Genomic DNA, 21307 nt, shown 5'->3' on the forward strand with positions numbered 1-21307 from the left:
CGGACGCGGAAGACCGCGGCCACCAGGGCGGCCGAAGCCGCCGAGACGGCCGTGGACACCGCCGAGGGCACCGAGGCCAAGCCCCGCCGCCGCACCCGCAAGGCCACGGCCACCGCCGAGACCGCCACCGAGGCCCCGGAGGCGGCGGCCGAGGAGGCCAAGCCGCGCCGCACGCGGAAGACCGCGGCCACCAGGGCGGCCGAAGCCGCCGAAGCGGCCGTGGACACCGCCGAGGGCACCGAGGCCAAGCCCCGCCGCCGCACCCGCAAGGCCACGGCCACCGCCGAGACCGCCACCGAGGCCCCGGCCGACATCCCCGCCCAGGCCGCCCAGGAGCCGGAGACCGCGCCCCGTCGCCGGACCCGCAAGGCCGCCGCGACCGCCGAGGCCCCCGCCGACGCGGCCGAGGAGAAGCCGAAGGCGCGCCGCACCCGGAAGACGGCCGCGGCCGTCGCGCAGCCCGCGGAGCCGGTCGAGAGCTGATCCGCGCCGCCCGCGCACCCACACCGTCGGCCCGGTCCCGCCACCCAGCGGGGCCGGGCCGACGGCTTTCCCTCCCGGCGCACCAGCGCGCACCCGCCCGCACCCGCGCCACCCGGCACCCGGCACCCGGCACCCGGCACCCGGCACCCGGCACCCGAACAAACGGACCCCGCCCGGCACCCGAACCCCCCGCCAGGCGCCCGCATCGCCCCGTCCGGCACCGCTTTCCCCCGGTGATCACCGCTCGGCCCGGCTACGCTCGCCGCGTGAGCAGGAACGCCGTCTTCGCCCCGCCCCCCGATGCCCGCGCCCACCGCCTGCGCACCGCGCGCGGGGCCTTCGCCGTCGTCGACTCACCCCCGGCGGCAGGTGCCGGACCCCGGGGGACGGTGCTGATGCTGCCCGGCTTCACGGGGAGCAAGGAGGACTTCACCCTGCTGCACGGGCCGCTCGGAGCCCGCGGCTACCGCACGGTCGCGGTGGACGGGCGGGGGCAGTACGAGACCGGCGGGCCCGAGCACGACGAGTCGGCCTACGCCCAGGAGGAGCTGGCCCGGGACGTGCTCGCGCTGGCCGACGCGCTCGGCGCGCCCGCGCATCTGCTGGGGCACTCGCTCGGCGGCCAGATCGCCCGGGCGGCCGTGCTGCTCGACCCCGCCCCCTTCGTCTCGCTCACGCTGATGTCCTCCGGCCCGGCGCAGATCTCCGTCTCGCAGCGGCAGCGCGTGAAGCTGCTCCGGGACGCGCTCGGCACCATGACGATGGCCGCCGTCTGGGACGTCGTCCAGGCGCTGGAGCCGCCGGAGGAGATCGGCGACCCCGCCCCCGGCACCGCCGGTGAGCCCGGGCGGCTGCGCGAGCGCTGGGTCGGCACGGCCCCGGCGCAACTGATCGCCACGGGGCGGCAGTTGTGCACGGAGCCGGACCGGGTGGCCGAACTGGCCGCCACGGGGCTGCCCTGCCACGTGGTGTCCGGGGAGGAGGACGACACCTGGCCCGTGCCGTCGCTGGACGAGATGGCCGTACGCCTGGGCGCGCGCCGGACCGTCGTCGCCGGGGCGGGCCACTCCCCCAACACCGACCGGCCGGAGCCGACCGCCGACGCCCTGGCCGGCTTCTGGGACGACATCACCGCGGGACGCCCGCCCCGGACCCCGTAGACCGGGCCCTCGGGGCCGACCGCCGCGGGCGGTTCCCACGGCCGGACGCCATGGCGGGCCCGCGCGGGCGGCCTCCGTCGCGGGCCGGGTGACCGGCCTCCGCAGCGGGCCCTCGCGGCCCTCCGGACGCCACGGCCGGGGCCTCCGCGCCCGGACCGGCGCGCCACCGATCCGGCACGCTGCCGCACGGCCCCGCGCGCTGCCGGGCCGGCCCTCTCAGTACTGTGCCTGGAGGTGCTCCCAGAAGCCGTCCCGCAGGGCGCGGCGCAGGTCCGCGTGACCGCGCAGCGAGTACTGGAGCAGGCCCTCCGCCTCCACCAGGAGATCCTGGTCGACGGGGCCGGGCAGATAGGGGTGGCCGGGGAGCAGCTCCACCAGGGCCTCGCGCCCCCGGGCCGACAGCCAGGTGGCGGCGATCCGGGCGCCGACGAAGCGCACGTCCTCGCGGGTGGGCCGGTCCGTGCCGGTGGCGTCGTGCGGCTGGGTGGTGCGGCGGGAGACGTAGGGCTTGAAGAAGTCCAGGTCGAAGGTGCGCTGGCTGTCGACCTCCCAGAGCAGGGGCTCGGCCTGGTTGCGGCCCTCGGGCGCCTCGATGCCCCAGAGGTGCACGCGGGCGCCGTAGCCCTGGGCCGCCTCGACCGCAGGGACGAGGTCCTCGTCGCCGCCGAGCAGCGCCGCGTCGCTGATCGCGCGGTGCCGGGCGAGGGACTCCAGGTCGGTGCGGATCAGCGAGTCGACGCCCTTCTGCTGGTTGTTCGCGTTGAGGTTGCCGAGCCGCACCTTGACGTCGGGGAGTTCCGCGATGGACTGCTGCTCGGTGGTGTGTATGCGGCGCCGGGCGCCGTCGTACCAGTAGAGGCGGAGCAGCCGGCTGTCGGCGAAGACGGAGCGGGCCCGGTCGATGAGCGCCTCGATCAGCCCCTCGGTGTCCAGGTCGAAGGACCTGCGGTCCTCGGTGCCCGCCGCGAGCCGCCCGGCGGCCGCGTAGAGGTACCCGGCGTCGACGAAGATCGCGTGCGTGGAGGGCGTCCTCGCCACCTCGGCGAGGACGCGCCGCAGCAGCTCGTTGGTCCGGTCGATGCGGGCGTTGAGGGGGGCGAGGTCGTCGTTCATCGCCTCCATTGTCCCGGCGGTCACTGTACGAACACAACCGGTCCCGGTCAGTCTTGTACGGAACACCAGTCGAAACAGCATGATCACCGAAGGTGACTTACCGGTTGGTAATTAGATGGTTGAAAAATTTCCTTAGCGTAGGGAATGTTTGCATCATGCAGCTCGTTGATCCCTGTGGCGACCCGGGCACCGACGACCCGGGAGCCCCGTTCAGTAGTTCTCCTCAGGAGGATGACCAGATCAAGGGAGAGGCCATGCACTTCGAAGTGATGCGACTCGACGACGTCGACGGGACCCCCGTGGACACGACCGTCGTGGACGCCGCCTCCGTCAACCGAATCGTCCAGCAGGCAGCCGCCATAGGGCAGCGCCTGTGGATCCGCCCCGCCGACGGCTCGGTCTTGTAGCGCGCGACCTCTGCACAACGTCCGGGGCCCCCGGCGCGGCCGACGCCGCGCGGGGGCCCCGTTGCCGTGCCGGCCCGGGGTCAGGCGCCCCGGACGACCTGGGTGACGCCGTTGATGATCTGCTGCACGGCGATGGCGGAGAGCATCATGCCCGCCAGCCGGGTCACCAGCACCACGCCGCCGTCCTTGATGACCCGGATGATCAGCAGCGAGTACCGCATGACCAGCCAGAGCACGACGTGGATGGCGAGGATCGCGGTCCACACCGACACCTGAGTCGCCACGCTGTCGGCCTTCTGCACCGCCAGGATGACCGACACGATGGCGCCGGGCCCGGCCAGCAGCGGCATGCCCAGCGGCACGAGGGCGACGTTGACGTCCTTGGTCTGCTTCGGCTCGTCGGTCTTGCCGGTGAGCAGGTCCAGGGCGATCAGCAGGAGCAGCAGTCCGCCCGCGATCATCAGCGCGGGCACTGACACGTGCAAGTAGTCGAGGATCTGGTGCCCGAGCAGTCCGAAGACGGTGATGACCCCGCCCGCCACGCAGACCGCCTGGAACGCCATCCGCCGCTGGACCTTGGCGGGCCGTCCGGCGGTGAGCGCGAGGAAGATCGGGGTGATCCCGGGGGGATCCATGATGACGAACAGGGTCAGGAAGAGGGAGCCGAAGACGGCGACGTCGAACATGGTTGTGCTACTGGCCTTGCGGAGGAGGGAAGGGGGGCGGGCGCGGTCGGGGGCTCAGGCCCCGCCGGCTCCGGGCACGGGGAACGCGCCGAACGCCCGTCGGGTGATCTCGCCGTACACCTCGGGGTCGGTGGTGTACTCGCCGGGCACACAGGTCTTCCGGCTGCCGTGGTAGTCGCTGGACCCGGTCACCAGGAGCCCCAGCTCCCCGGCGAGGCCCCGGAGCCGGGCGCGGGTCGGGGCGTCGTGGTCCATGTGGTCGACCTCGATACCGTCCAGACCGGCGGCGGCCAGCCCGGCTATCGCGGACTCCGGCACCGTGCGGCCCCGCTTGGCGGCGGCCGGGTGGGCGAAGACGGCGACGCCGCCCGCGCCCTTGATCAGCCGGATGGCCTCGAAGGGGTCGGTCTCGTGCTTCTCCACATGGGCCCGGCCGCCGTCGGCCAGCCAGTCGGCGGTGAAGGCGTCGTTCACCGTGGGCACGACGCCCAGCTCGACCAGCGCGGACGCCACGTGCGGGCGGCCGACCGAGCCGTCCCCGGCGATCCGGGCCACCTGCTCCCAGGTGACCGGCACGCCCAGCTCGTTGAGCCGGGCGACCATGGCGCGGGCGCGGGGCACCCGGTCGTCCCGGACCAGCTCGCGCTCGGCGAGCAGGGCGGGCTCCTCGGGGTCGAAGAGGTAGGCGAGCATGTGCATGCTCACGCCGTCGAGGCGGCAGGACAGCTCGGCGCCGGTGACCAGGGTCAGCCCCTCGGGCAGCGCGGCGATCGCCTCGGCGTGGCCCCGGGTGGTGTCGTGGTCGGTGAGCGCGACGACGTCCAGTCCCGCCGCGGCGGCGTTGCGCACCAGCTCGGCGGGGGTGTCCGTGCCGTCGGACGCGGTGGAGTGGGTGTGCAGATCGATGCGCACGACGCTGACTCCAGACGGTGACGGGGACGGACGGGGACGCTTCAGGATAACCGGAGATTCCGGCCCTCCGGTCACCCCCGAAGCCGAGGTGCGCCCCCTACCGGCCACCGCGCTCTCCCCCGCGGCACGCCACGGGCCCCGCCCCGCGCCGCCGGTCCCCCGGCCACCCTCCGGACCGCGCGGCGGTCCGCGGCGGGGGCCGGCCGGCGCCGCACCGCCTCCCGGCCGGGTCACCACGCCGGAGACCGGACCGCGACCGGACCGGACGGGGCCACGACCGGGCAGGACAGCGACCGGACCGGACGGGGCCACAACTGGGCAGGACCGCGACCGGCTCCCGGGCGCGAACCCCACCGGGCCCCGGGCCGGGAACCACGGTCCGGTCCCGGCGGCGGGGCTACGGCTGGAGCAGCCGGGGCGACAACGCCCCGCACGGCACCAGTTCCACCTCGGCGCCGGCGTCCCGCAGATCGGTCAGCACCAGCTCGTCGTACATCAGCAGCCCCGACCGCTCGGGCCAGACGACGGCCCAGAGCCAGATCCCGAGGGCCTCCCCGGCGAAGACGGCGCGGTCCGGCGGGGCACCGGTGACGTTCCAGAGGGGGGCGGGGCGGCCGGCCGCCAGCACCTTGGCCTCCGGGGGCCCGCCGACGTCCAGGTACGGGCCCGGGTCGGGGGCGTCCAGCCCGGCGTAGCGGGCGCCGAGGCCGACGCCGAGTTCCTCGGCCACCAGGATCAGCTCGCCCCGGCCGCCGAGCGGACCCGGCCCCGAGCAGGCCACGGCGGTGGCCCGGCCGCCGCTGCGGTCGTCGCCCGCGCAGGCCACACCGGTGAACAGCCAGCCGACCGGCAGCGGCCACGGCATCCAGACGGGCACCCGGGTGCGGTGCACCACGACGCCGAGCGCCTCGACACCGGGCGGTATCAACGGCTGCACCGGATGGACGGTCCCGTGGACGGCGCACTGCCAGGAATCACGGAAGAGACCGGGAGCCCTGACCCGGCCACCGCACTTCGGGCAACTGGGTTCGCCCCTCATAGGGCCCCACGGTCCTACCCCGGCCCGCGCGCGTCAAGGACGATCACCCGTCCGGCACGGGGCGGCTCCCGGACCCGCGCGCGGCGCCGGGAAGCCGCCCGTGAGATGCGTCACTCCAGGGCGACGCCCGCCCGCAGCGGGTCGCGCAGGTCGGTGCCGCGGGTCAGCCAGCGCTCCTGGAGGGCCTGCCCGCCGTGCACGCGCTTCCAGGCCGCCTCGTTGGGCGTCATCGGCAGCAGCGGCAGGAACCGGACCGGGTCCAGCGGGGCCTCCAGCGCCAGGTCCTCGACCAGGCCGCCCGGCTCGGCCACCAGCACCGAGGTGAAGGGGGCGCCCGGCCACAGCGGCTCCCCCACGTCCAGCGACGCCCCGGGGGCCACGACCACCCCCTCCACCTGGGGGGACGCCGCGAGCACGGCGAGCGGGCGGAGCACCCGGTCGGTGTCGGCCGCCCCGGCCCGGACGGAGAGGACCAGCTCGGCGCGGGGGCCCGCGACCGGATCGGCCACCATCGCCGTGGGGTCCGCCATGGGCTGCGCGGACATGCCGAGCGTGGCGTAGCGGACGAGGGCGCCCTCCGGTGCGGCGGCCGGGAAGCGCAGGACCTCGACGCGGTCGGCGCCGAGGAAGGTGACCGCCGCGCGCGCGTCCGGTTCGCCCAGCGCGGCGCGCAACCGGGCCTCGACCAGAGGAAGAACGTCAACCATGCGGCGAGCATAGGTCTCGTCAGGACGTGGCAAAGCGTCACCTTGACACGCCGGGTGACTGGTACTCTTGCCCAGCGGTTCGGGGCAGCACGCAGAAGCGTCGCGATCGAGCTCCCGACCCTGTGAACACTCCCCTACGGGGAACCCCCTCAAACACGGGGGGATCGATCGTCCCCCACGGGGGACCGGCCGGAGGAGGTGGGCGGCATGGACCGAAGTCGACCGTGCAGTACCACTCGCTCTTCCCGCCGCTGACGCGACAGCCCCGGATTCGCCCGCCCCGGTTCCTCCCGTCGCCGCCCCGCGTTCGCGCGCCCTTCCACGGAAGAGCATTCCGTCTCGTATTGCCTGATCCGTCTGCCCGCAACAGCAGCTGAATCAGCAGTGAAGCCGGCCACCGCGACGGTGCGGTGCCCCCCGCTTTGTGGACGCGCCGCACACGCGTGGACAGGACGTCCTCATTCCGGGTGGTTCCACCCGCCGCCGGCACGCTCGCTGCCTGTCGCGAAGGAGCCCGTCATGTCGATGATCCGTGACCTGCGCGCCGCGGTCCGCCCGTCCCGCGTCACCCCGCACCGGGACGGCGGCGCCTACGACCCCGTCGGCGATCCGGGGACGGTCTCCGCCGTCGTCGACTGCGCCGTCTACCGCGACGGCCGCCGCTTGCCCGCCGAGGAGCCGCTGAGCCCGCACCGGGCGCTGCGCCGGGTACGCCGCGACGGCGGCTTCGTGTGGATCGGGCTGCACGAACCGACCGAGGACGAGTTCGCCGGCATCGCCCGGGAGTTCGGGCTGCACCCGCTGGCCGTGGAGGACGCCGTCCAGGCCCACCAGCGGCCCAAGCTGGAGCGCTACGACGACTCCCTGTTCACCGTCTTCAAGACCGTCCACTACCTCGACCACGACCAGGTCAGCCCCAACAGCGAGGTCGTCGAGACCGGCGAGGTCATGTGCTTCACCGGACGGGACTTCCTCATCACCGTCCGGCACGGCGGCCAGGGCTCGCTGCGGACGCTGCGGCACCGGCTGGAGGAGGACCCGGAGCTGCTGGTCAAGGGCCCGTCCGCGGTGCTGCACGCCATCGCCGACCACGTCGTGGACGGCTACATCGCCGTCGCCGACGCCGTGCAGCTCGACATCGACGAGGTCGAGACGGAGGTGTTCTCGCCGGGCCGCAAGGGCACCCCGCGCGGCACCGACGCCGGCCGCATCTACCAGCTCAAGCGCGAGGTGCTGGAGTTCAAGCGGGCGGTGGCGCCGCTGCTGCGGCCCATGCAGCTCCTCAGCGAGCGGCCCATGCGGCTGATCGACCCGGAGATCCAGACGTACTTCCGGGACGTCGCGGACCACGTGGCCCGGGTCCAGGAGCAGGTCACCGGCTTCGACGAACTGCTCAACTCCATCCTCCAGGCCAACCTCGCCCAGGCGTCGGTCGCGCAGAACGAGGACATGCGCAAGATCACCTCCTGGGCCGCGATCATCGCCGTGCCCACGATGGTGTGCGGGGTGTACGGGATGAACTTCGACTACATGCCGGAGCTGCACTGGCGCTACAGCTACCCGGTCGCACTCACCGTCATCGTGGGCATCTGCCTGGGCATCCACCGCACGCTCAAGCGCAACGGCTGGCTCTGAGCGGCCCCTCGATAGGCTGACGGCATGACAACCGAGCTGCTCGACCAGGCCCTCGTCGAGGAGGCCACCAAGAAGTCCGGCCTCATCTGGGTCAGCGGGCCCGGGACGGCCGCCCGGCCGCTGTGGCACGTCTGGCACGAGGGCGCCGCCTGCGTCGTCGGCGACGGCCCCGGGGAGCAGCCGCTGCCGGGCCTGGCCGACGGGGGCAGCGCCGAGGTCACGGTGCGCAGCAAGGACAAGGGCGGCCGGCTGGTCTCCTGGACGGCCCGGGTGGTGGAGCGGACCCCCGGCACCGAGGCGTGGGAGGCGGCCGTGGCGGAGCTGAAGGGCAAGCGGCTCAACGCCCCCGACGGCGAGGCGATGACCGCCCGCTGGGCCCGTGAGTGCCGGGTGCTGCGGCTGGAGCCGACCGGCGAAACCGCCGCCCTGCCGACGGACGCGCTGGCCGGGCCCCCGCTGCCGACCCCGGCCACCACCCGTGAGCCCGCTCCGGCCGGGCTGCCCCGTCTGCTGCTGCGGCGTCGGCGCGGACGCCGGTAGCCCGCCGGGCGCGGGCGCGCCGCGGAGGCGGGAGCGCCGCGGAGGCAGGCGTGCCGCGGAGGCAGGCGTGCCGCGGAGGCAGGCGCGCCATGGAAGCGGGCGCGGCGCGAGGACCGGGCGCGAGGCGCCGCCGTGCGGGCGGGGGCGGGGCCGTGGGAGCCGGGGCCCGGTGACCGTGGGCGGCCCTGGCACGAACCCCTGAGGACCGGGCTCCGCGCGCCGTGCACGCCGTGCGCGCCCTCGCACGGGGCCGTGGACGCCGGGAGCCGCGGGCGCTCCGCCCGGACACAGGGTCAGGTCGTGGGGAGTTGCTTGCCGTAGTCCAGGGTGTCCGCCTCGGCGGGCTCCTCCAGGGGGAAGGGCTTGTTCCAGTCGGAGAGGCCGAGGGTGCCCGCCCGGCCCGCGCGGACCAGGCGCAGCGGGTAGGGGGTGCCCTCCAGGGAGACGTCCAGGGAGCCGCCGTCGCCCCCGTCGCCGGTGATGCGGACGGTCCGGACGCCGCCCTGTTCGTGGCGGCCGTCCTTGTCCACCGTGCCGTGCAGGGTCAGCAGCCCGTCGAGCAGCAGGTCCTTGTCCGTGAAGCCGCTGAACCGCTGGTAGGCCGGGTCGCCCTGGGGCACCTTCACGTACTTGTCGGCCAGCTTCCCGGCCGCCGACTCGTCGCCGCCGTCATGGGTCCAGAAACCTGCGTCGGCCTTGAGGTAGAGCTGGTCGGCGATCCGCAGCAGCCGGAAGGTCGCCCCCTTCACGGCCACCGACCCGGTGCCGCCGTCGGACTTCAGCCGCATGTCGAGGGTGTAGGTGGCGCCGCCGGCCTCCACCGTCCCGTGCAGCCGCACCGTCCCGGCGGCGCGGGCCGCGGCGCGGGCCTTGGTGTGGATCTCGGCTGCCGGGAGCTTCCCGACGCCGTTGGTCCCCGCGTCCGGGTCCTCGCCGCCCCCGCAGCCCGTCAGTCCCGCCCCGGCCAGTGCGGCGCACAGCGTGCCCAGCACGGCGGCCCTGCGGATTCGGCGCCGGGGTGTCGCAGTCACGGAGGGCCTTTCTGAGCGGACGGGCGGCCGTCGGGAGGGCGGCGGACGGCGGGGCGCCGCCGGGCGCGGACCGGCCGGGACCGCCGGGCCCGGGCCCGGGGCCCGAGCGGCGTACGGCAGCGTACCGGGCGGGCGGGCACCGGGCGGAGCCGGTCCGTCCGGACCAGGCCGCCCTGGGCGGTCCGGTTCGCGACGGGCTAGCCTGAAGCCCGTCGGAGCGGGCAACCCTGGAGGGACGCGGTACGACGCGGTACGCGACAGGCCCCACCGACCACGAACGCACGAAAAGGAGCCGCGGCCATGGCAGCGGGCGCCCCCCGGATCTTCGTCTCCCACCTCTCCGGCATCGCCGTCTTCGACCCGGCCGGCGACCAGGTGGGCCGGGTGCGCGATCTGGTCGTCATGTTCCGGGTCGGCCGCAGGCCCCCGCGCGTGCTCGGCCTGGTCGTCGAACTCTCCAACCGCCGCCGGATCTTCCTGCCCATGACCCGGGTCACCGGGGTCGAGTCCGGCCAGGTCATCACCACCGGCGTGGTCAACGTCCGCCGGTTCGAGCAGCGGCCCACCGAGCGCCTCGTCTTCGGCGAGCTCCTGGACCGCCGGGTCACCCTGATCGACGCCGGCGAGGAGGTCACCGTCCTGGACCTGTCGGTGCGCCAGCTCCCCGCCCGCCGGGAGTGGGAGATCGACAAGGTCTTCGTCCGCCGGGGCCGGAAGGGCGGTGCCTTCCGCCGGGCCCGGGGCGAGACGCTGACCGTCGAGTGGTCCGGGGTGACCGGCTTCTCCCTGGAGGAGCACGGACAGGGCGCCGAGAACCTGCTCGCCACCTTCGAGCAGCTCCGCCCCGCCGACCTCGCCAACGTCCTGCACCACCTGTCCGCCAAGCGCCGCGCCGAGGTCGCCGCCGCCCTCGACGACGACCGGCTGGCCGACGTGCTGGAGGAGCTGCCCGAGGACGACCAGATCGAGATCCTCGGCAAGCTCGCCGAGCAGCGCGCCGCCGACGTCCTGGAGGCGATGGACCCGGACGACGCCGCCGACCTGCTCGGTGAGCTGCCCGAGGTGGACAAGGAGCGGCTGCTGAGCCTGATGAAACCCGCCGACGCGGCCGACATGCGGCGGCTGATGGCGTACGAGGAGCACACCGCCGGCGGTCTGATGACGACCGAGCCGATCGTGCTGCGGCCCGACGCGACCGTCGCCGACGCCCTGGCCCGCATCCGCAACCCCGACCTCTCCCCGGCGCACGCCGCGCAGGTCTACGTCTGCCGCCCGCCCGACGAGACGCCGACCGGCAAGTACCTGGGGACGGTGCACTTCCAGCGGCTGCTGCGCGATCCGCCCTACACCCAGGTCGGCTCGATCATCGACGACGGCCTCCAGCCCCTGGAGCCGGACGCCGCGCTGCCGGTGGTCGCCGGGTTCTTCGCCACGTACGACATGGTGGCGGCGCCGGTGGTCGACGAGTCCGGGGCGCTGCTGGGCGCGGTCACCGTGGACGACGTCCTGGACCACATGCTGCCCGAGGACTGGCGGGAGACCGAGTACCACCTGGACGAGGAGGTGGGCGCCGATGGGGCCTGAGCGCGAGACGACGGGCCGCGAGCGGGTGCCCGCCGGGGCCACGGCGGCCTCCCGGCCGCGCGGTGCCCGGCTGGACCAGCCGCGCCCGCCCCGCCGGCGCTTCCTGCCCGAGTGGGACCCGGAGTCCTTCGGCCGCCTCTCGGAGCGCGTGGCCCGCTTCCTGGGCACCGGGCGGTTCATCGTCTGGATGACGGTCGTCATCATCCTGTGGGTGCTGTGGAACGTGGCGGCCCCGGGCGGGCTGCGGTTCGACGAGTACCCGTTCATCTTCCTGACGCTGGCCCTGTCGCTCCAGGCCTCCTACGCGGCGCCGCTGATCCTGCTGGCGCAGAACCGGCAGGACGACCGGGACCGGGTCAATCTGGAGCAGGACCGCAAGCAGAACGAACGGTCGATCGCGGACACCGAGTACCTCACGCGGGAGATCGCCGCCCTGCGCATCGGGCTGGGCGAGGTGGCGACCCGGGACTGGATCCGCTCGGAGCTCCAGGACCTGTTCCGGGAGCTGGAGGAGCGGTCGGACGGCCACCGCGGCCAGGACGGTACGGCGCCCGCGGAACGGTCCGCCGGACGGGATCCGCACGAGCGGTGACGGGGCTTCCCACCCTCCGTGGCGGGAGCCGTACCATCGTAGCCATGGCTACGGAAGACGCGGTGCGCGAGGCACTGGCGACGGTGAACGACCCCGAGATCAACCGGCCCATCACCGAGCTGGGAATGGTCAAATCGGTGGACATCGGCGCGGACGGAGCGGTCGCGGTCGCCGTGTACCTGACGGTCTCCGGCTGTCCGATGCGGGAGACGATCACCCAGGGCGTGCGGGACGCCGTCGCCCGGGTGGACGGCGTCACCCGCGTCGACGTCGAGCTGGACGTGATGAGCGACGAGCAGCGCCGGGAGCTGGCCACCGCGCTGCGCGGCGGCCAGGCCGAGCGCGAGGTGCCGTTCGCCAAGCCCGGCAACCTCACCCGGGTGTACGCGGTGGCGTCCGGCAAGGGCGGTGTCGGCAAGTCGTCGGTGACGGTGAACCTGGCGGCGGCGATGGCGGCCGACGGGCTGAAGGTCGGTGTCGTGGACGCCGACATCTACGGCCACTCGGTGCCGCGCATGCTCGGCGCCGACGGGCGGCCGACCCAGGTCGAGAACATGATCATGCCGCCCTCGGCGCACGGCGTGAAGGTCATCTCCATCGGCATGTTCACCCCGGGCAACGCGCCGGTGGTCTGGCGCGGCCCGATGCTGCACCGCGCGCTCCAGCAGTTCCTCGCGGACGTGTACTGGGGCGACCTGGACGTGCTGCTGCTGGACCTGCCGCCCGGCACCGGCGACATCGCGATCTCCGTGGCGCAGCTCGTACCGAACGCGGAGATCCTGGTGGTGACCACGCCTCAGCAGGCGGCGGCCGAGGTGGCCGAGCGGGCCGGCGCCATCGCGGTGCAGACCCATCAGAAGATCGTCGGCGTGGTCGAGAACATGTCGGGCCTGCCCTGCCCGCACTGCGGCGAGATGGTCGACGTGTTCGGCACCGGCGGCGGCCAGATGGTCGCGGACGGGCTGACCCGCACCACCGGCGCCACCGTGCCGGTGCTCGGCTCCATCCCGATCGACGTGCGGCTGCGCGAGGGCGGCGACGAGGGCACGCCGGTGGTGCTGTCCGACGCCGCCTCCCCGGCGGGCGCGGCGCTGCGCTCCATCGCGGGCAAGCTGGGCGGACGGCAGCGCGGGCTGTCGGGGCTGTCCCTGGGGATCACCCCGAAGAACAAGTTCTGACTGACGGGTCCGTGCGCCCCGGGGCCGGGTCCCGGGGCGGGCGGCGGGCCGGCGGCGGTCAGGCGTAGGCGGCGATGTCCCCGACGACCGAGAAGGCGAGCCCGTAGGCGCTCATGCCCCGGCCGTACGCCCCCAGGTGGACGCCCTGTTCCGTGGAGCCGGCGAGGACCCAGCCGAAGGCGGACTCCCGGTAGTGGAAGGCGGTCGGCACCCCGTCGACGGGCAGGGACAGGGTGGACCAGTCCGCTCCGTCGAGGTCGTCGGCGAGCACCCAGGCGGTCTCGGTCTGCTGCTCCAGCCAGTCGTCGCGCAGGGAGTGGTCCATCTGGCCGGGCCAGGTGAACGACAGCAGCCCCACGCCCGCCAGCCAGGCCGCCGAGGAGACCGAGGTGGCCTCCAGCAGGCCCGTGCCGTCGGCGCTGCGCCGGGAGGGGCTGGCGGCCACGGTCACGACGACCGCGAACTTCTCCTTGGCGTCCTGCTCGTCCCCGGCCAGGTGCTCGTTGCGCACGGACGGCTCGTCGCCGTGGCCGATGGAACCGTGCTCGATCCCTCCGTCGGCGGCCGTGCCGACCTGCATCAGCCAGCGCCGGCCCGTGAACGCCTCGTCGAGGCCGTACCAGGGGAAGGGTGCCCGCAGATAGCCGTCGGCCGTCCGCCGGCCGGAGGGGACCGCTGGTCCGTCCTCCGCGGACGGCGTCTGTGCGACCGCCGCGCTCGTCGTCTCCATGTGCCCGGACGCCTCCTCGCTCTCGTCGACGGCCCGCCCCCCTTCGGGCGCACTCGTCCGCTCCGCACAACAACTCGGCAGCATAACCACAGGAGTGCGGGCGGCCGGGACCTCGTCCGGCGCGCGGGGCACGTCGACGCCGTGTTCGGGTGGCGCGCGGGCCCGTGCGGAGTGTGAGGCGCGTCACGTGCGGCGGCGGTGCGGGGAGCGCGGGCGGTGCGGACGGCGCGGGGCGGGTGGTGCGGACCGGGCGCCGTCCGTGCCGGACGGCGGCCGGGTCAGGTGGCGTCGCTGTCGAACGGGGGCCGGTCGTCGGAGGCCCGGGGCTCGGGCTTCTTGGTCATGTCGACCCGCTCGCCGGACGTCCCGGCGTCCGGGGAGGAGGAGCTCCGGGCGTCGCCGTCGCGGCCGTGCACGGCGTCGGTGACCTCGGCCATCTCCTTCTTCAGGTCGAAGCCGTTGCGGATCTCCTTGAGCCCCAGCTCGTCGTTGTCGAGCTGCTTGCGCAGGAACGTCTTGGGGTTGAGGTCCTCGAACTCGAAGTCCTTGAACTCGGGACCCAGCTCCTGCCGGATGTCCTGCTTGGCGCTGTCGGAGAACTCGCGCACCTTGCGGATCATGCGGGAGACGTCCTGGATGACCTTGGGGAGCTTGTCCGGACCGAAGACGAGCACGGCGAGGACAACGAGCGTCACCAGCTCTAGTGCGCCTATGTCATTGAACACCTGAAGCTCCTTGGGATGTCCGGGCCGCAACCACCGTACCCGCCGACCCCGCCCGTCCGGTACTGTCCCCGGCCCGCCGGACAGGTGCGGACGAAGGCTTTCCACGTTGTTTGCCCGGCCCCCTCGACGGGGCCGGGCGGGGAATCCCCCGGTGCCGGCGGCCTCCGGTCAGTCTCCGCCGGAGGAACCGAGCACGAGTGAGACCTTCGTCTCGCGGCCGTCGCGTTCCAGGGTGATTTCCAGCCGGTCGCCGGGACGGTGGGAGCGGATCCGCACGATCAGTTCCTCGCCGGAGCGGACGCGTCGGCCGTCGGCCGCGGTGATGACGTCCCCGGCCCTGATCCCGGCCCGCGCGCCGGGGCCGCCCCGGGTGACCGCGGGGCCGCCGCCGCTGCCCCGGTCGGCGACGCGGGCGCCGTCGCCGTCGTGGCCCATGTCGAGGGTGAGGCCGATGACCGGGTGGGTGGCCCGGCCGGTGTTGATGAGCTCCTCGGCGACGCGCTTGCCCTGGTTGATCGGGATGGCGAAGCCGAGCCCTATCGACCCGGCCTGTCCGCTCCCGGAGCCGCCGCCGCTGCCACCGCCGCTGCCACTGCCCGCGGAGCGGATGGCGGAGTTGATGCCGATGACCCGGCCCCGGGTGTCCAGGAGGGGACCGCCGGAGTTGCCGGGGTTGATGGGGGCGTCGGTCTGGAGCGCGTCGACGTAGGACACGTCGCTGCCGTCGCCCTCCTCGCCGCCCGCCGTGATGGGCCGCTCCTTGGCGCTGATGATGCCGGAGGTGACCGTTCCGGCCAGGTCGAAGGGGGCGCCGATGGCGACGACGGGGTCGCCCACCCGGACGTTGTCGGAGTTGCCGAGGGGCATGGGGGTGAGCCCGCGCACGCCGCGCACCCTGACGACGGCCAGGTCGTACCCGCTGTCCCGGCCCACGACGGTGGCCTCGGCGGTGTCGCCGCCGTGGAAGGTGACGGTGATCCGGCCGCCGCGCCCGACGACGTGGTTGTTGGTCAGGATGTGGCCGCGGCCGTCGAGGACGAACCCGGTGCCGGTGCCCGCGGAGCCGCCGCCGCTGACGTGCAGGGTGACGACGCCGGGCAGGGCCCTCGCGGCGATCCCGGCCACGCTGTCCGGGGCCCTGCCGGTGGGCTCGGGCCCGGCCTGCGGCAGTTCCACGGTGCCGATGCCGCCGTTGCGTTCCAGATAGGTGCCGATGCCGCCGCCGACGCCGCCGGAGACCAGGGCGATCAGCAGCGCGCCGCCGAGCAGCGCCCTCCGGCGCCGGACGGGCCGCCGCGGCGGCTCCGCCGGGCCGCCGTGCTGGAGCGGCCCGGCGGGCACCGGGGCCCAGGGGTCGTAGCGGCCCCAGGGGTCGGCCCCGGAACCGGACGCCGCGAGGGCGGCGGAGGGCGCGGGGGCGGCGTCGACGGGCGCGCCGGGACGGGGGGCGTGGTCGGCCCGCGCGCCGGGGACGGACGCCCCGCCGGGGGCGGAGCCGTAGGGGGCCGTCCCGTAGGGGGCCGCTCCGTGGGCGGCGGGGCTGTGCGGGGCGGGGTGGGGCGCGGCCGCCCCGTGGGCCGGGAGGGCCGGTGAGGGGGCCGTGGGCGGCTCGTGACCGGGCCCCCGGTGCGGGGCGGCGGACGCGCCGGCGCGGGGCGGCGGTACGGCCGTGCCGTGGGCCGGGAGGGCCGGTGAGGGGGCCGTGGGCGGCTCGTGACCGGGCCCCCGGTGCGGGGCGGCGGCCGCGCCGGCGCGGGGCGGCGGTACGGCCGTGCCGTGGGCCGGGGTCGCGCCGGGGTGCTGCACGGGCGGAGCGGGCGCCCAGGGGCCCGGTTCGCCGTACGGAGGGGTCCCGTAGGGGTCGGGGTCGTGCAGCGGCCGCACCCGGGCCTCCACGGGCGCGGACCCTGCCGTGCCGGACCCTGCCGGGTCGGGGGCGGGGGTCCTGCCGGGGGCGGGGGCCCCGTCGGGGGTGTGGGCGGCGGGCTCGGGGGCGTGAGCCCCGTCGGGGGTGCAGGCCCGGTCAGAGAGGGCGGGGGCGCCGGCCTCCTCGCGGGTGTGGGCCCCGTCCGGGCCGTGGCCCCTGTCGGAGGCGCGGGCGCCCGGGAACGGGATGGCGGCGGCCGCGTCGGGGACGGGAACGCCCGGGGACGGGGCGGGGGCGGCCCGGGACGTGCCCGCCGGGTCCGGCGCCGGGGCGGCGTTCCCGTCCGGCACCGCGCCCGCGCTCCCCGGCGCCGTACCGGCACCGCGCTCGTGCGCGGCCGGGCCGGGTGTACCGGGGCGCGGTGCCCCGTCCGGGCCGCCGTCCGGCTCCGGCCAGGGGCCGGACGGCGGGCGGGGCTCCGGGCGGTGCGGCACGAAGTCGGCGTCGGCGGGGGCGTCCCCGGCGCGCGGCGCGGCCGGACCCGGCGGCACCGCGCCGCCGTCCGGCCCCGGAAGGGTGTCGCCGGGACTCCCGGCCGGGCGGGGGCGCTCCAGCTCGAAGTCGCCGTCGCCCCCGTCCGCCGGGGCGGAGCCGGGCCCGCCGCCGTCGGCGGCCGGGGGCCGGCTCCACCACTTCGCCCTCGTGGGTTTCCCCTCGTTCATGTTCTCCCCGCCGCCGGCCGCAGATCCTCGGCTCCAAGTGCCCTGGCGCCACCCAGGATTCAATCAGGTCCGCGGAACCGCCCGCCGGTCCGTCAGGGCGCCGGGCGGGAGGAGGCCGCGGGTGACGCGACGGGGTAGGCGGCGGGAAGGGAGTTGGAGACGGCGAGCAGCTCCGGCGGCCGGACCCGCGAGGTCTCCGCCCAGGAGCCCGGCCCCAGCGGCGGCAGCGACTCCAGCGGGCGTATCAGCGGCGACACGGCGGCGGCACCGGCCAGCAGGGGCGCGGCCAGCTCCCGGAGGGTCTGCCGCCGCGTCTCCTGCGCCACCCGCTCCGGCAGACCGGGCAGCAGGGGCGCGGAGACGCCCGCCGGGGTCATCGGGCCGTCACCGGCCGGGCGGTAACCGCTCTGGCTGTAGCCGAGCGGCGGACCGCCCGAGCGGCGGCGCTGGCTCTCGGGGGTGGTGACCGCCGCCCCGCCCTGGGTGCGCAGCGGCGTGACGTTGCTCCCGGCCCCTGCGCCGCCGCGGGCGTCGGTGCTGGAGGCGGGCGCGCCGAGGGTGACGCCGCCGAGCGCGATGGCGGCCAGCGACACCGCCCCCGCGGCGGCGACCGCGAACCGCATCCCGCGCGAGGCGGACCGCTCGGCCTCGTGCCGGCTGACGTCGTGGATGCGGAAGCCGCGCTCCCGCCCGTCTGCGGCGGGCACCGCCGTCGGCAGCACGGGGCGGGCCCGCACATAGGGGAACTCGAACGGCTCGGGCAGCCCGGGCAGCCCGTCGCCGAAGTCGCCGCCGCCCGGCCCTGCGCCGGTGCCCGAGCCGGGCAGGCCCTGGAGGCGGGCCAGGAAGCTCTCCGAGGGGGCGGGCGGGGCCGCCGCCGCGAAGACGTTCTTCAGCCGCCGCTGGGCGTCGACCTCGGCCTTGCACCTCCCGCAGGTCGCCACGTGCGCCAGTACGCGCTCACGCGCGTCATGACCGAGCTCTCCGTCCACCAGGGCGGAGAGTCGGTCTCCCAGATGCTGTTCCGCGAGGTGTCCCTCGGCGTTCGGTCGTGAGCCGCTCACGCGCTCGTGCCCCCTCCTCCCAGTGCGGGAACACGGGCCGCGAACGAGCGTCGCTCGGCGCGGGCCTGGGGGGAGCGGTGTGCGAGGGCCTTGCGGAGCTGCGAGCGCCCCCGGTGGATGCGGGAGCGGACGGTGCCGAGCTTCACGCCGAGCGTCGCGGCGATCTCCTCGTAGGACAGCCCCTCGATGTCGCACAGCACGACCGCCGCCCTGAACTCCGGCGCGAGGGTGTCCAGCGCCTGCTGGACGTCGGCGTCGAAGTGGGCGTCGTGGAAGACCTGCTGGGGGCTGGGCTCCTTGCTGGGCAGCCGCTCGGCCGCGTCGTCGCCGAGCGCGTCGAAGCGGATGCGCTGCTTGCGGCGCACCATGTCCAGGAACAGATTGGTGGTGATGCGGTGCAGCCAGCCCTCGAAGGTGCCCGGGGTGTACGTGGACAGGGAGCGGAAGACGCGGACGAAGACCTCCTGCGTGAGGTCCTCGGCGTCGTGCTGGTTGCCCGTGAGGCGGTAGGCGAGCCGGTAGACCCGGGCGCTGTGGGTGCTGACGATCTCCTCCCAGGTGGGCGGAGTCCACGCCTGCCCGTCCGCGTCGCCGGCGAAGGTCGCGGTCTGGGTGTGTCCGGTGGCAGGACCGGCGTGGCTGTTGTCAGCGGTGTCGTTCACGGATTTCGGCCTGCCTGCCGATCCGAGGAAGCGCCGCAGCACTCCCCCCCGATCCGCGGGTGCGGCCGCACCTCCCCTGTCGGCTCTGGTGGTGGCCTGTGGAGCCCCTACCATAGCCACCCCGCCCGTTAGCTCCGGATAAGGGGTTTTACGAAAATTTGATCTGGGCTGACCCGGCTCGTACGGCTGCGTCAGCACTTGCTCGGCGCTGTTGGCCATCCACCGCTCCCCGTGACCGTCCGGGCCCTGTCGCCCGTGTCTTCCCGTACCCCTTTCAACGGCCGGTCCCATCTGCGGGTTCCCGACGCCAACGGATACAGTCACGCCGAGGCAACGACAGGGACGGGAGAGGGTCATTACCGGCAACCGGCAGACGGGCTGGGCGTTCTCCGACGCCTATGTCGCCGAGGACGACGCGCTGCTCTGGGCGCGCGATCGGGCCCACGAGGCGGGCCTGCGCTCGGTGACCCCCGGCACGGGCTCCGCGCTGGGTCTGCTCGCCGCCGCCGTGGACGCCAAGGCGGTGGCCGAGATCGGCACCGGCTGCGGCGTGTCGGGCATCCACCTGCTGCGGGGCATGCGCCCGGACGGGGTGCTGACCACGGTGGACCCGGAGCCGGAGCACCAGCAGTTCGCCCGCCAGGCCTTCCGCGCCTCCGGCTTCGCCAGCAACCGGGCTCGCTTCATACCGGGCCGCGCCCTGGAGGTGCTGCCCCGGCTCGCGGACGCGGGCTACGACCTCGTCTTCTGCGACGGCGACCGCCTGGAGTACCTGGACTACCTGGCGGAGTCGCTGCGTCTGCTGCGGCCCGGCGGGCTGGTCGTCTTCGAGGGCGTCTTCGCCGCCGGCCGCACCGTCGACTCCGGCCCCCAGCCCGCGGAGGTGCTGCGGCTGCGGGAGCTGCTGCGGGCGGTGCGGGAGAGCCAGGAGCTGGTGCCGTCCCTGCTGCCGGCCGGGGACGGGCTGCTGTGCGCGGTGAAACGCTGAGCCGTCCCCCGGGACCGTCCCGGGCACGGGGTCCGGCACGCCTCGGCGGCGCCCGGCGGGAGCCGGGGCGGCGGGGGCCGGGGATGACAAACGCCCCGGCGCCGCAGGGGCGCCGGGGCGATTTGATCGGGTATGGTCGCCCGCGCGTCAGCCGACGACCTTCTTGAGGGCGTCGCCGAGCGCGTCGGCCTCGTCGGGGGTCAGCTCGACGACGAGTCGACCGCCGCCTTCGAGCGGAACGCGCATGACGATGCCCCGCCCCTCCTTGGTCACCTCGAGCGGGCCGTCGCCCGTCCGCGGCTTCATGGCCGCCATGCTCGTTCCCCTTCCTGATACCAGCTCACCGTCAAGCCGACGGCCCACGAAGGGCACGCGCGGTCCGGCTGGACACGCGACACCGGCATCGAACACATTGCTTCCCGGTCATTATCCCGCATCCCAGGACCTGATGACCAACGCCGGTCGGCATCGCTTGGGCAACGCGCGCGAGCAAAACCACTCAATTCGGGGACCTGACTGCGATACTGCGCGGCCCCGCCCACTTCCGCCGAATGGAATCGGACCGGAATTCTTTGACGCAGGTCACATTGTCCGGGGTGCGGCGCGGGTGGTCTCCGTCATGCTGGGGCGCGGACACAGGCCCCGACGCCGAGGAGGCATCCATGGCAGACACCGTGCTCTACGAGGTGAGCGACGGGCTCGCGACGATCACGCTGAACCGCCCGGAGGCGATGAACGCGCTGAACACCGAGGCCAAGGTCGCGCTCCGGGAGGCGGTGCGGTCCGCGGCGGCGGACGGGGCCGTCCGGGCGGTGCTGCTGACCGCGGCCGGGGACCGGGCGTTCTGCGTCGGACAGGACCTCAAGGAGCACGTGGGGCTGCTGGCCGCCGACCGGGAGAGCGGCGGCGGGGGCGGCACCATGCGCACCGTGGGCGAGCACTACAACCCGATCGTCCGGGCGCTGGCCGAGGCGCCGAAGCCGGTGGTGGCGGCGGTGAACGGGGTGGCGGCCGGGGCGGGCTTCGGCTTCGCGCTGGCGGCGGACCACCGGATCGTCGCCGAGACCGCGACGTTCACCACGGCCTTCACCGGGGTCGCGCTGACCGCCGACTCGGGACTGTCCTGGACGCTGCCGCGGGTCGTCGGCCCCGGGCGCGCCACCGACCTGCTGCTCTTCCCGCGCGCCATCGACGCCCGGGAGGCGTACGAGCTGGGCATCGCCGGCCGGGTCGTCCCGGCCGGCGAGCTGCGGGCCGAGGCCGAGCGGACGGCGCGGGCGCTGGCCGCGGGCCCGACCCTGGCGTACGCGGCGGTGAAGGAGTCGGTGGCGTACGGGCTGTCGCACTCGCTGGCCGAGACGCTGGAGAAGGAGGACGAGCTGCAGACGCGGGCGGGCGCCTCGCAGGACCACGCCATCGCGGTGCGGGCCTTCGTCGACAAGGAGAAGCCGGTGTACCTCGGCCGCTGATCCGCCCGCCGGG

Annotated in this window: 21 protein-coding genes and 1 pseudogene; 10 read left to right on the forward strand and 12 right to left on the reverse strand. The window is 75.1% G+C overall.

All coding sequences use genetic code 11. The features are described from left to right. Positions 1 to 483: pseudogene (locus tag ACZ7LB_RS13880) on the forward strand (DEAD/DEAH box helicase); the annotation flags it as partial. A gap of 266 nt (positions 484 to 749) precedes the next feature. After that, positions 750 to 1643: an alpha/beta fold hydrolase gene (locus ACZ7LB_RS13885; RefSeq protein WP_471467932.1), complete on the forward strand. Its 894-nt coding sequence runs from the start codon at positions 750 to 752 to the stop codon at positions 1641 to 1643. A gap of 216 nt (positions 1644 to 1859) precedes the next feature. On the opposite strand, the gene ACZ7LB_RS13890 is transcribed toward ACZ7LB_RS13885, so the two are convergent. Continuing rightward, complete coding sequence (locus ACZ7LB_RS13890; RefSeq protein ID WP_471467934.1) at positions 1860 to 2756, reverse strand: NYN domain-containing protein; 897 nt, start codon at positions 2754 to 2756, stop codon at positions 1860 to 1862. A 254-nt stretch (positions 2757 to 3010) separates the two neighbouring features. On the opposite strand from ACZ7LB_RS13890, the gene ACZ7LB_RS13895 reads away from it, so the two are divergent. After that, positions 3011 to 3163: a hypothetical protein gene (locus ACZ7LB_RS13895; RefSeq protein WP_471467936.1), complete on the forward strand. Its 153-nt coding sequence runs from the start codon at positions 3011 to 3013 to the stop codon at positions 3161 to 3163. Between the two features lie 80 nt (positions 3164 to 3243). On the opposite strand, the gene ACZ7LB_RS13900 is transcribed toward ACZ7LB_RS13895, so the two are convergent. The 4 genes from ACZ7LB_RS13900 to ACZ7LB_RS13915 form a co-directional block, all read right to left on the reverse strand. Continuing rightward, a complete protein-coding gene (locus ACZ7LB_RS13900; protein ID WP_471467938.1) occupies positions 3244 to 3849 on the reverse strand; it encodes a MarC family protein in 606 nt (201 codons plus the stop codon). 54 nt (positions 3850 to 3903) lie between these two features. Next, the gene (locus tag ACZ7LB_RS13905; protein ID WP_471467940.1) at positions 3904 to 4761 is read right to left on the reverse strand and encodes a PHP domain-containing protein; all 858 of its coding nucleotides are present in this window, start codon (positions 4759 to 4761) and stop codon (positions 3904 to 3906) included. A gap of 397 nt (positions 4762 to 5158) precedes the next feature. Beyond that, complete coding sequence (locus ACZ7LB_RS13910; protein ID WP_471467942.1) at positions 5159 to 5800, reverse strand: DUF6758 family protein; 642 nt, start codon at positions 5798 to 5800, stop codon at positions 5159 to 5161. Between the two features lie 110 nt (positions 5801 to 5910). Further along, positions 5911 to 6507 (reverse strand): suppressor of fused domain protein, encoded by a 597-nt coding sequence (locus tag ACZ7LB_RS13915; RefSeq protein ID WP_471467943.1) that lies wholly within the window; start codon positions 6505 to 6507, stop codon positions 5911 to 5913. 519 nt (positions 6508 to 7026) lie between these two features. On the opposite strand from ACZ7LB_RS13915, the gene ACZ7LB_RS13920 reads away from it, so the two are divergent. Beyond that, positions 7027 to 8142, forward strand: coding sequence for a magnesium and cobalt transport protein CorA (locus ACZ7LB_RS13920; protein ID WP_471467945.1), 1116 nt, complete (start codon positions 7027 to 7029; stop codon positions 8140 to 8142). 24 nt (positions 8143 to 8166) lie between these two features. Beyond that, positions 8167 to 8682 (forward strand): hypothetical protein, encoded by a 516-nt coding sequence (locus tag ACZ7LB_RS13925; RefSeq protein WP_471467947.1) that lies wholly within the window; start codon positions 8167 to 8169, stop codon positions 8680 to 8682. A 293-nt stretch (positions 8683 to 8975) separates the two neighbouring features. On the opposite strand, the gene ACZ7LB_RS13930 is transcribed toward ACZ7LB_RS13925, so the two are convergent. After that, on the reverse strand, positions 8976 to 9713 hold the full coding sequence (locus tag ACZ7LB_RS13930) for a hypothetical protein (RefSeq protein WP_471467949.1): 738 nt from the start codon (positions 9711 to 9713) through the stop codon (positions 8976 to 8978). Positions 9714 to 10013: 300 nt separating this feature from the next. Here ACZ7LB_RS13930 and ACZ7LB_RS13935 point away from each other — a divergent pair, with 300 nt between their 5' ends. The 3 genes from ACZ7LB_RS13935 to ACZ7LB_RS13945 are packed head-to-tail and all read left to right on the forward strand — an operon-like array spanning position 10014 to position 13067. Next, the gene (locus ACZ7LB_RS13935; RefSeq protein ID WP_471467951.1) at positions 10014 to 11297 is read left to right on the forward strand and encodes a magnesium transporter MgtE N-terminal domain-containing protein; all 1284 of its coding nucleotides are present in this window, start codon (positions 10014 to 10016) and stop codon (positions 11295 to 11297) included. Continuing rightward, positions 11287 to 11889 carry a DUF1003 domain-containing protein gene (locus ACZ7LB_RS13940; RefSeq protein WP_471467953.1) on the forward strand — a complete coding sequence of 201 codons (603 nt, stop codon included), beginning with the start codon at positions 11287 to 11289 and terminating at the stop codon, positions 11887 to 11889. Before ACZ7LB_RS13935 ends, ACZ7LB_RS13940 begins: the two co-directional genes overlap by 11 nt. A gap of 44 nt (positions 11890 to 11933) precedes the next feature. Beyond that, entirely contained in the window at positions 11934 to 13067 is a 1134-nt protein-coding gene (locus tag ACZ7LB_RS13945) for an Mrp/NBP35 family ATP-binding protein (protein ID WP_161227228.1), read from the forward strand. A 58-nt stretch (positions 13068 to 13125) separates the two neighbouring features. On the opposite strand, the gene ACZ7LB_RS13950 is transcribed toward ACZ7LB_RS13945, so the two are convergent. The 5 genes from ACZ7LB_RS13950 to sigE all read right to left on the reverse strand — a co-directional run bounded on the left by ACZ7LB_RS13950 (position 13126) and on the right by sigE (position 18837). Next, positions 13126 to 13797, reverse strand: coding sequence for a hypothetical protein (locus tag ACZ7LB_RS13950; RefSeq protein WP_471467955.1), 672 nt, complete (start codon positions 13795 to 13797; stop codon positions 13126 to 13128). A 278-nt stretch (positions 13798 to 14075) separates the two neighbouring features. Beyond that, positions 14076 to 14522 (reverse strand): sec-independent translocase, encoded by a 447-nt coding sequence (locus tag ACZ7LB_RS13955; protein WP_471467957.1) that lies wholly within the window; start codon positions 14520 to 14522, stop codon positions 14076 to 14078. A 168-nt stretch (positions 14523 to 14690) separates the two neighbouring features. Then, positions 14691 to 16418, reverse strand: a complete 1728-nt coding sequence (locus ACZ7LB_RS13960; RefSeq protein ID WP_471468027.1) for a S1C family serine protease — start codon at positions 16416 to 16418, stop codon at positions 14691 to 14693. 785 nt (positions 16419 to 17203) lie between these two features. After that, positions 17204 to 18175, reverse strand: coding sequence for a zf-HC2 domain-containing protein (locus ACZ7LB_RS13965; protein ID WP_471467958.1), 972 nt, complete (start codon positions 18173 to 18175; stop codon positions 17204 to 17206). Beyond that, complete coding sequence (gene sigE, locus ACZ7LB_RS13970; RefSeq protein WP_471467960.1) at positions 18172 to 18837, reverse strand: RNA polymerase sigma factor SigE; 666 nt, start codon at positions 18835 to 18837, stop codon at positions 18172 to 18174. Before sigE ends, ACZ7LB_RS13965 begins: the two co-directional genes overlap by 4 nt. A gap of 289 nt (positions 18838 to 19126) precedes the next feature. On the opposite strand from sigE, the gene ACZ7LB_RS13975 reads away from it, so the two are divergent. After that, positions 19127 to 19825 carry an O-methyltransferase gene (locus tag ACZ7LB_RS13975; RefSeq protein ID WP_471468028.1) on the forward strand — a complete coding sequence of 233 codons (699 nt, stop codon included), beginning with the start codon at positions 19127 to 19129 and terminating at the stop codon, positions 19823 to 19825. 147 nt (positions 19826 to 19972) lie between these two features. On the opposite strand, the gene ACZ7LB_RS13980 is transcribed toward ACZ7LB_RS13975, so the two are convergent. Beyond that, positions 19973 to 20140 carry a DUF3117 domain-containing protein gene (locus ACZ7LB_RS13980; protein WP_003966491.1) on the reverse strand — a complete coding sequence of 56 codons (168 nt, stop codon included), beginning with the start codon at positions 20138 to 20140 and terminating at the stop codon, positions 19973 to 19975. Positions 20141 to 20487: 347 nt separating this feature from the next. Here ACZ7LB_RS13980 and chcB point away from each other — a divergent pair, with 347 nt between their 5' ends. After that, positions 20488 to 21294 carry a 2-cyclohexenylcarbonyl CoA isomerase gene (chcB, locus tag ACZ7LB_RS13985; protein WP_471467961.1) on the forward strand — a complete coding sequence of 269 codons (807 nt, stop codon included), beginning with the start codon at positions 20488 to 20490 and terminating at the stop codon, positions 21292 to 21294. Positions 21295 to 21307: the final 13 nt, after the last annotated feature.

It is taken from the genome of Streptomyces sp. NPDC107521, assembly GCF_055598485.1.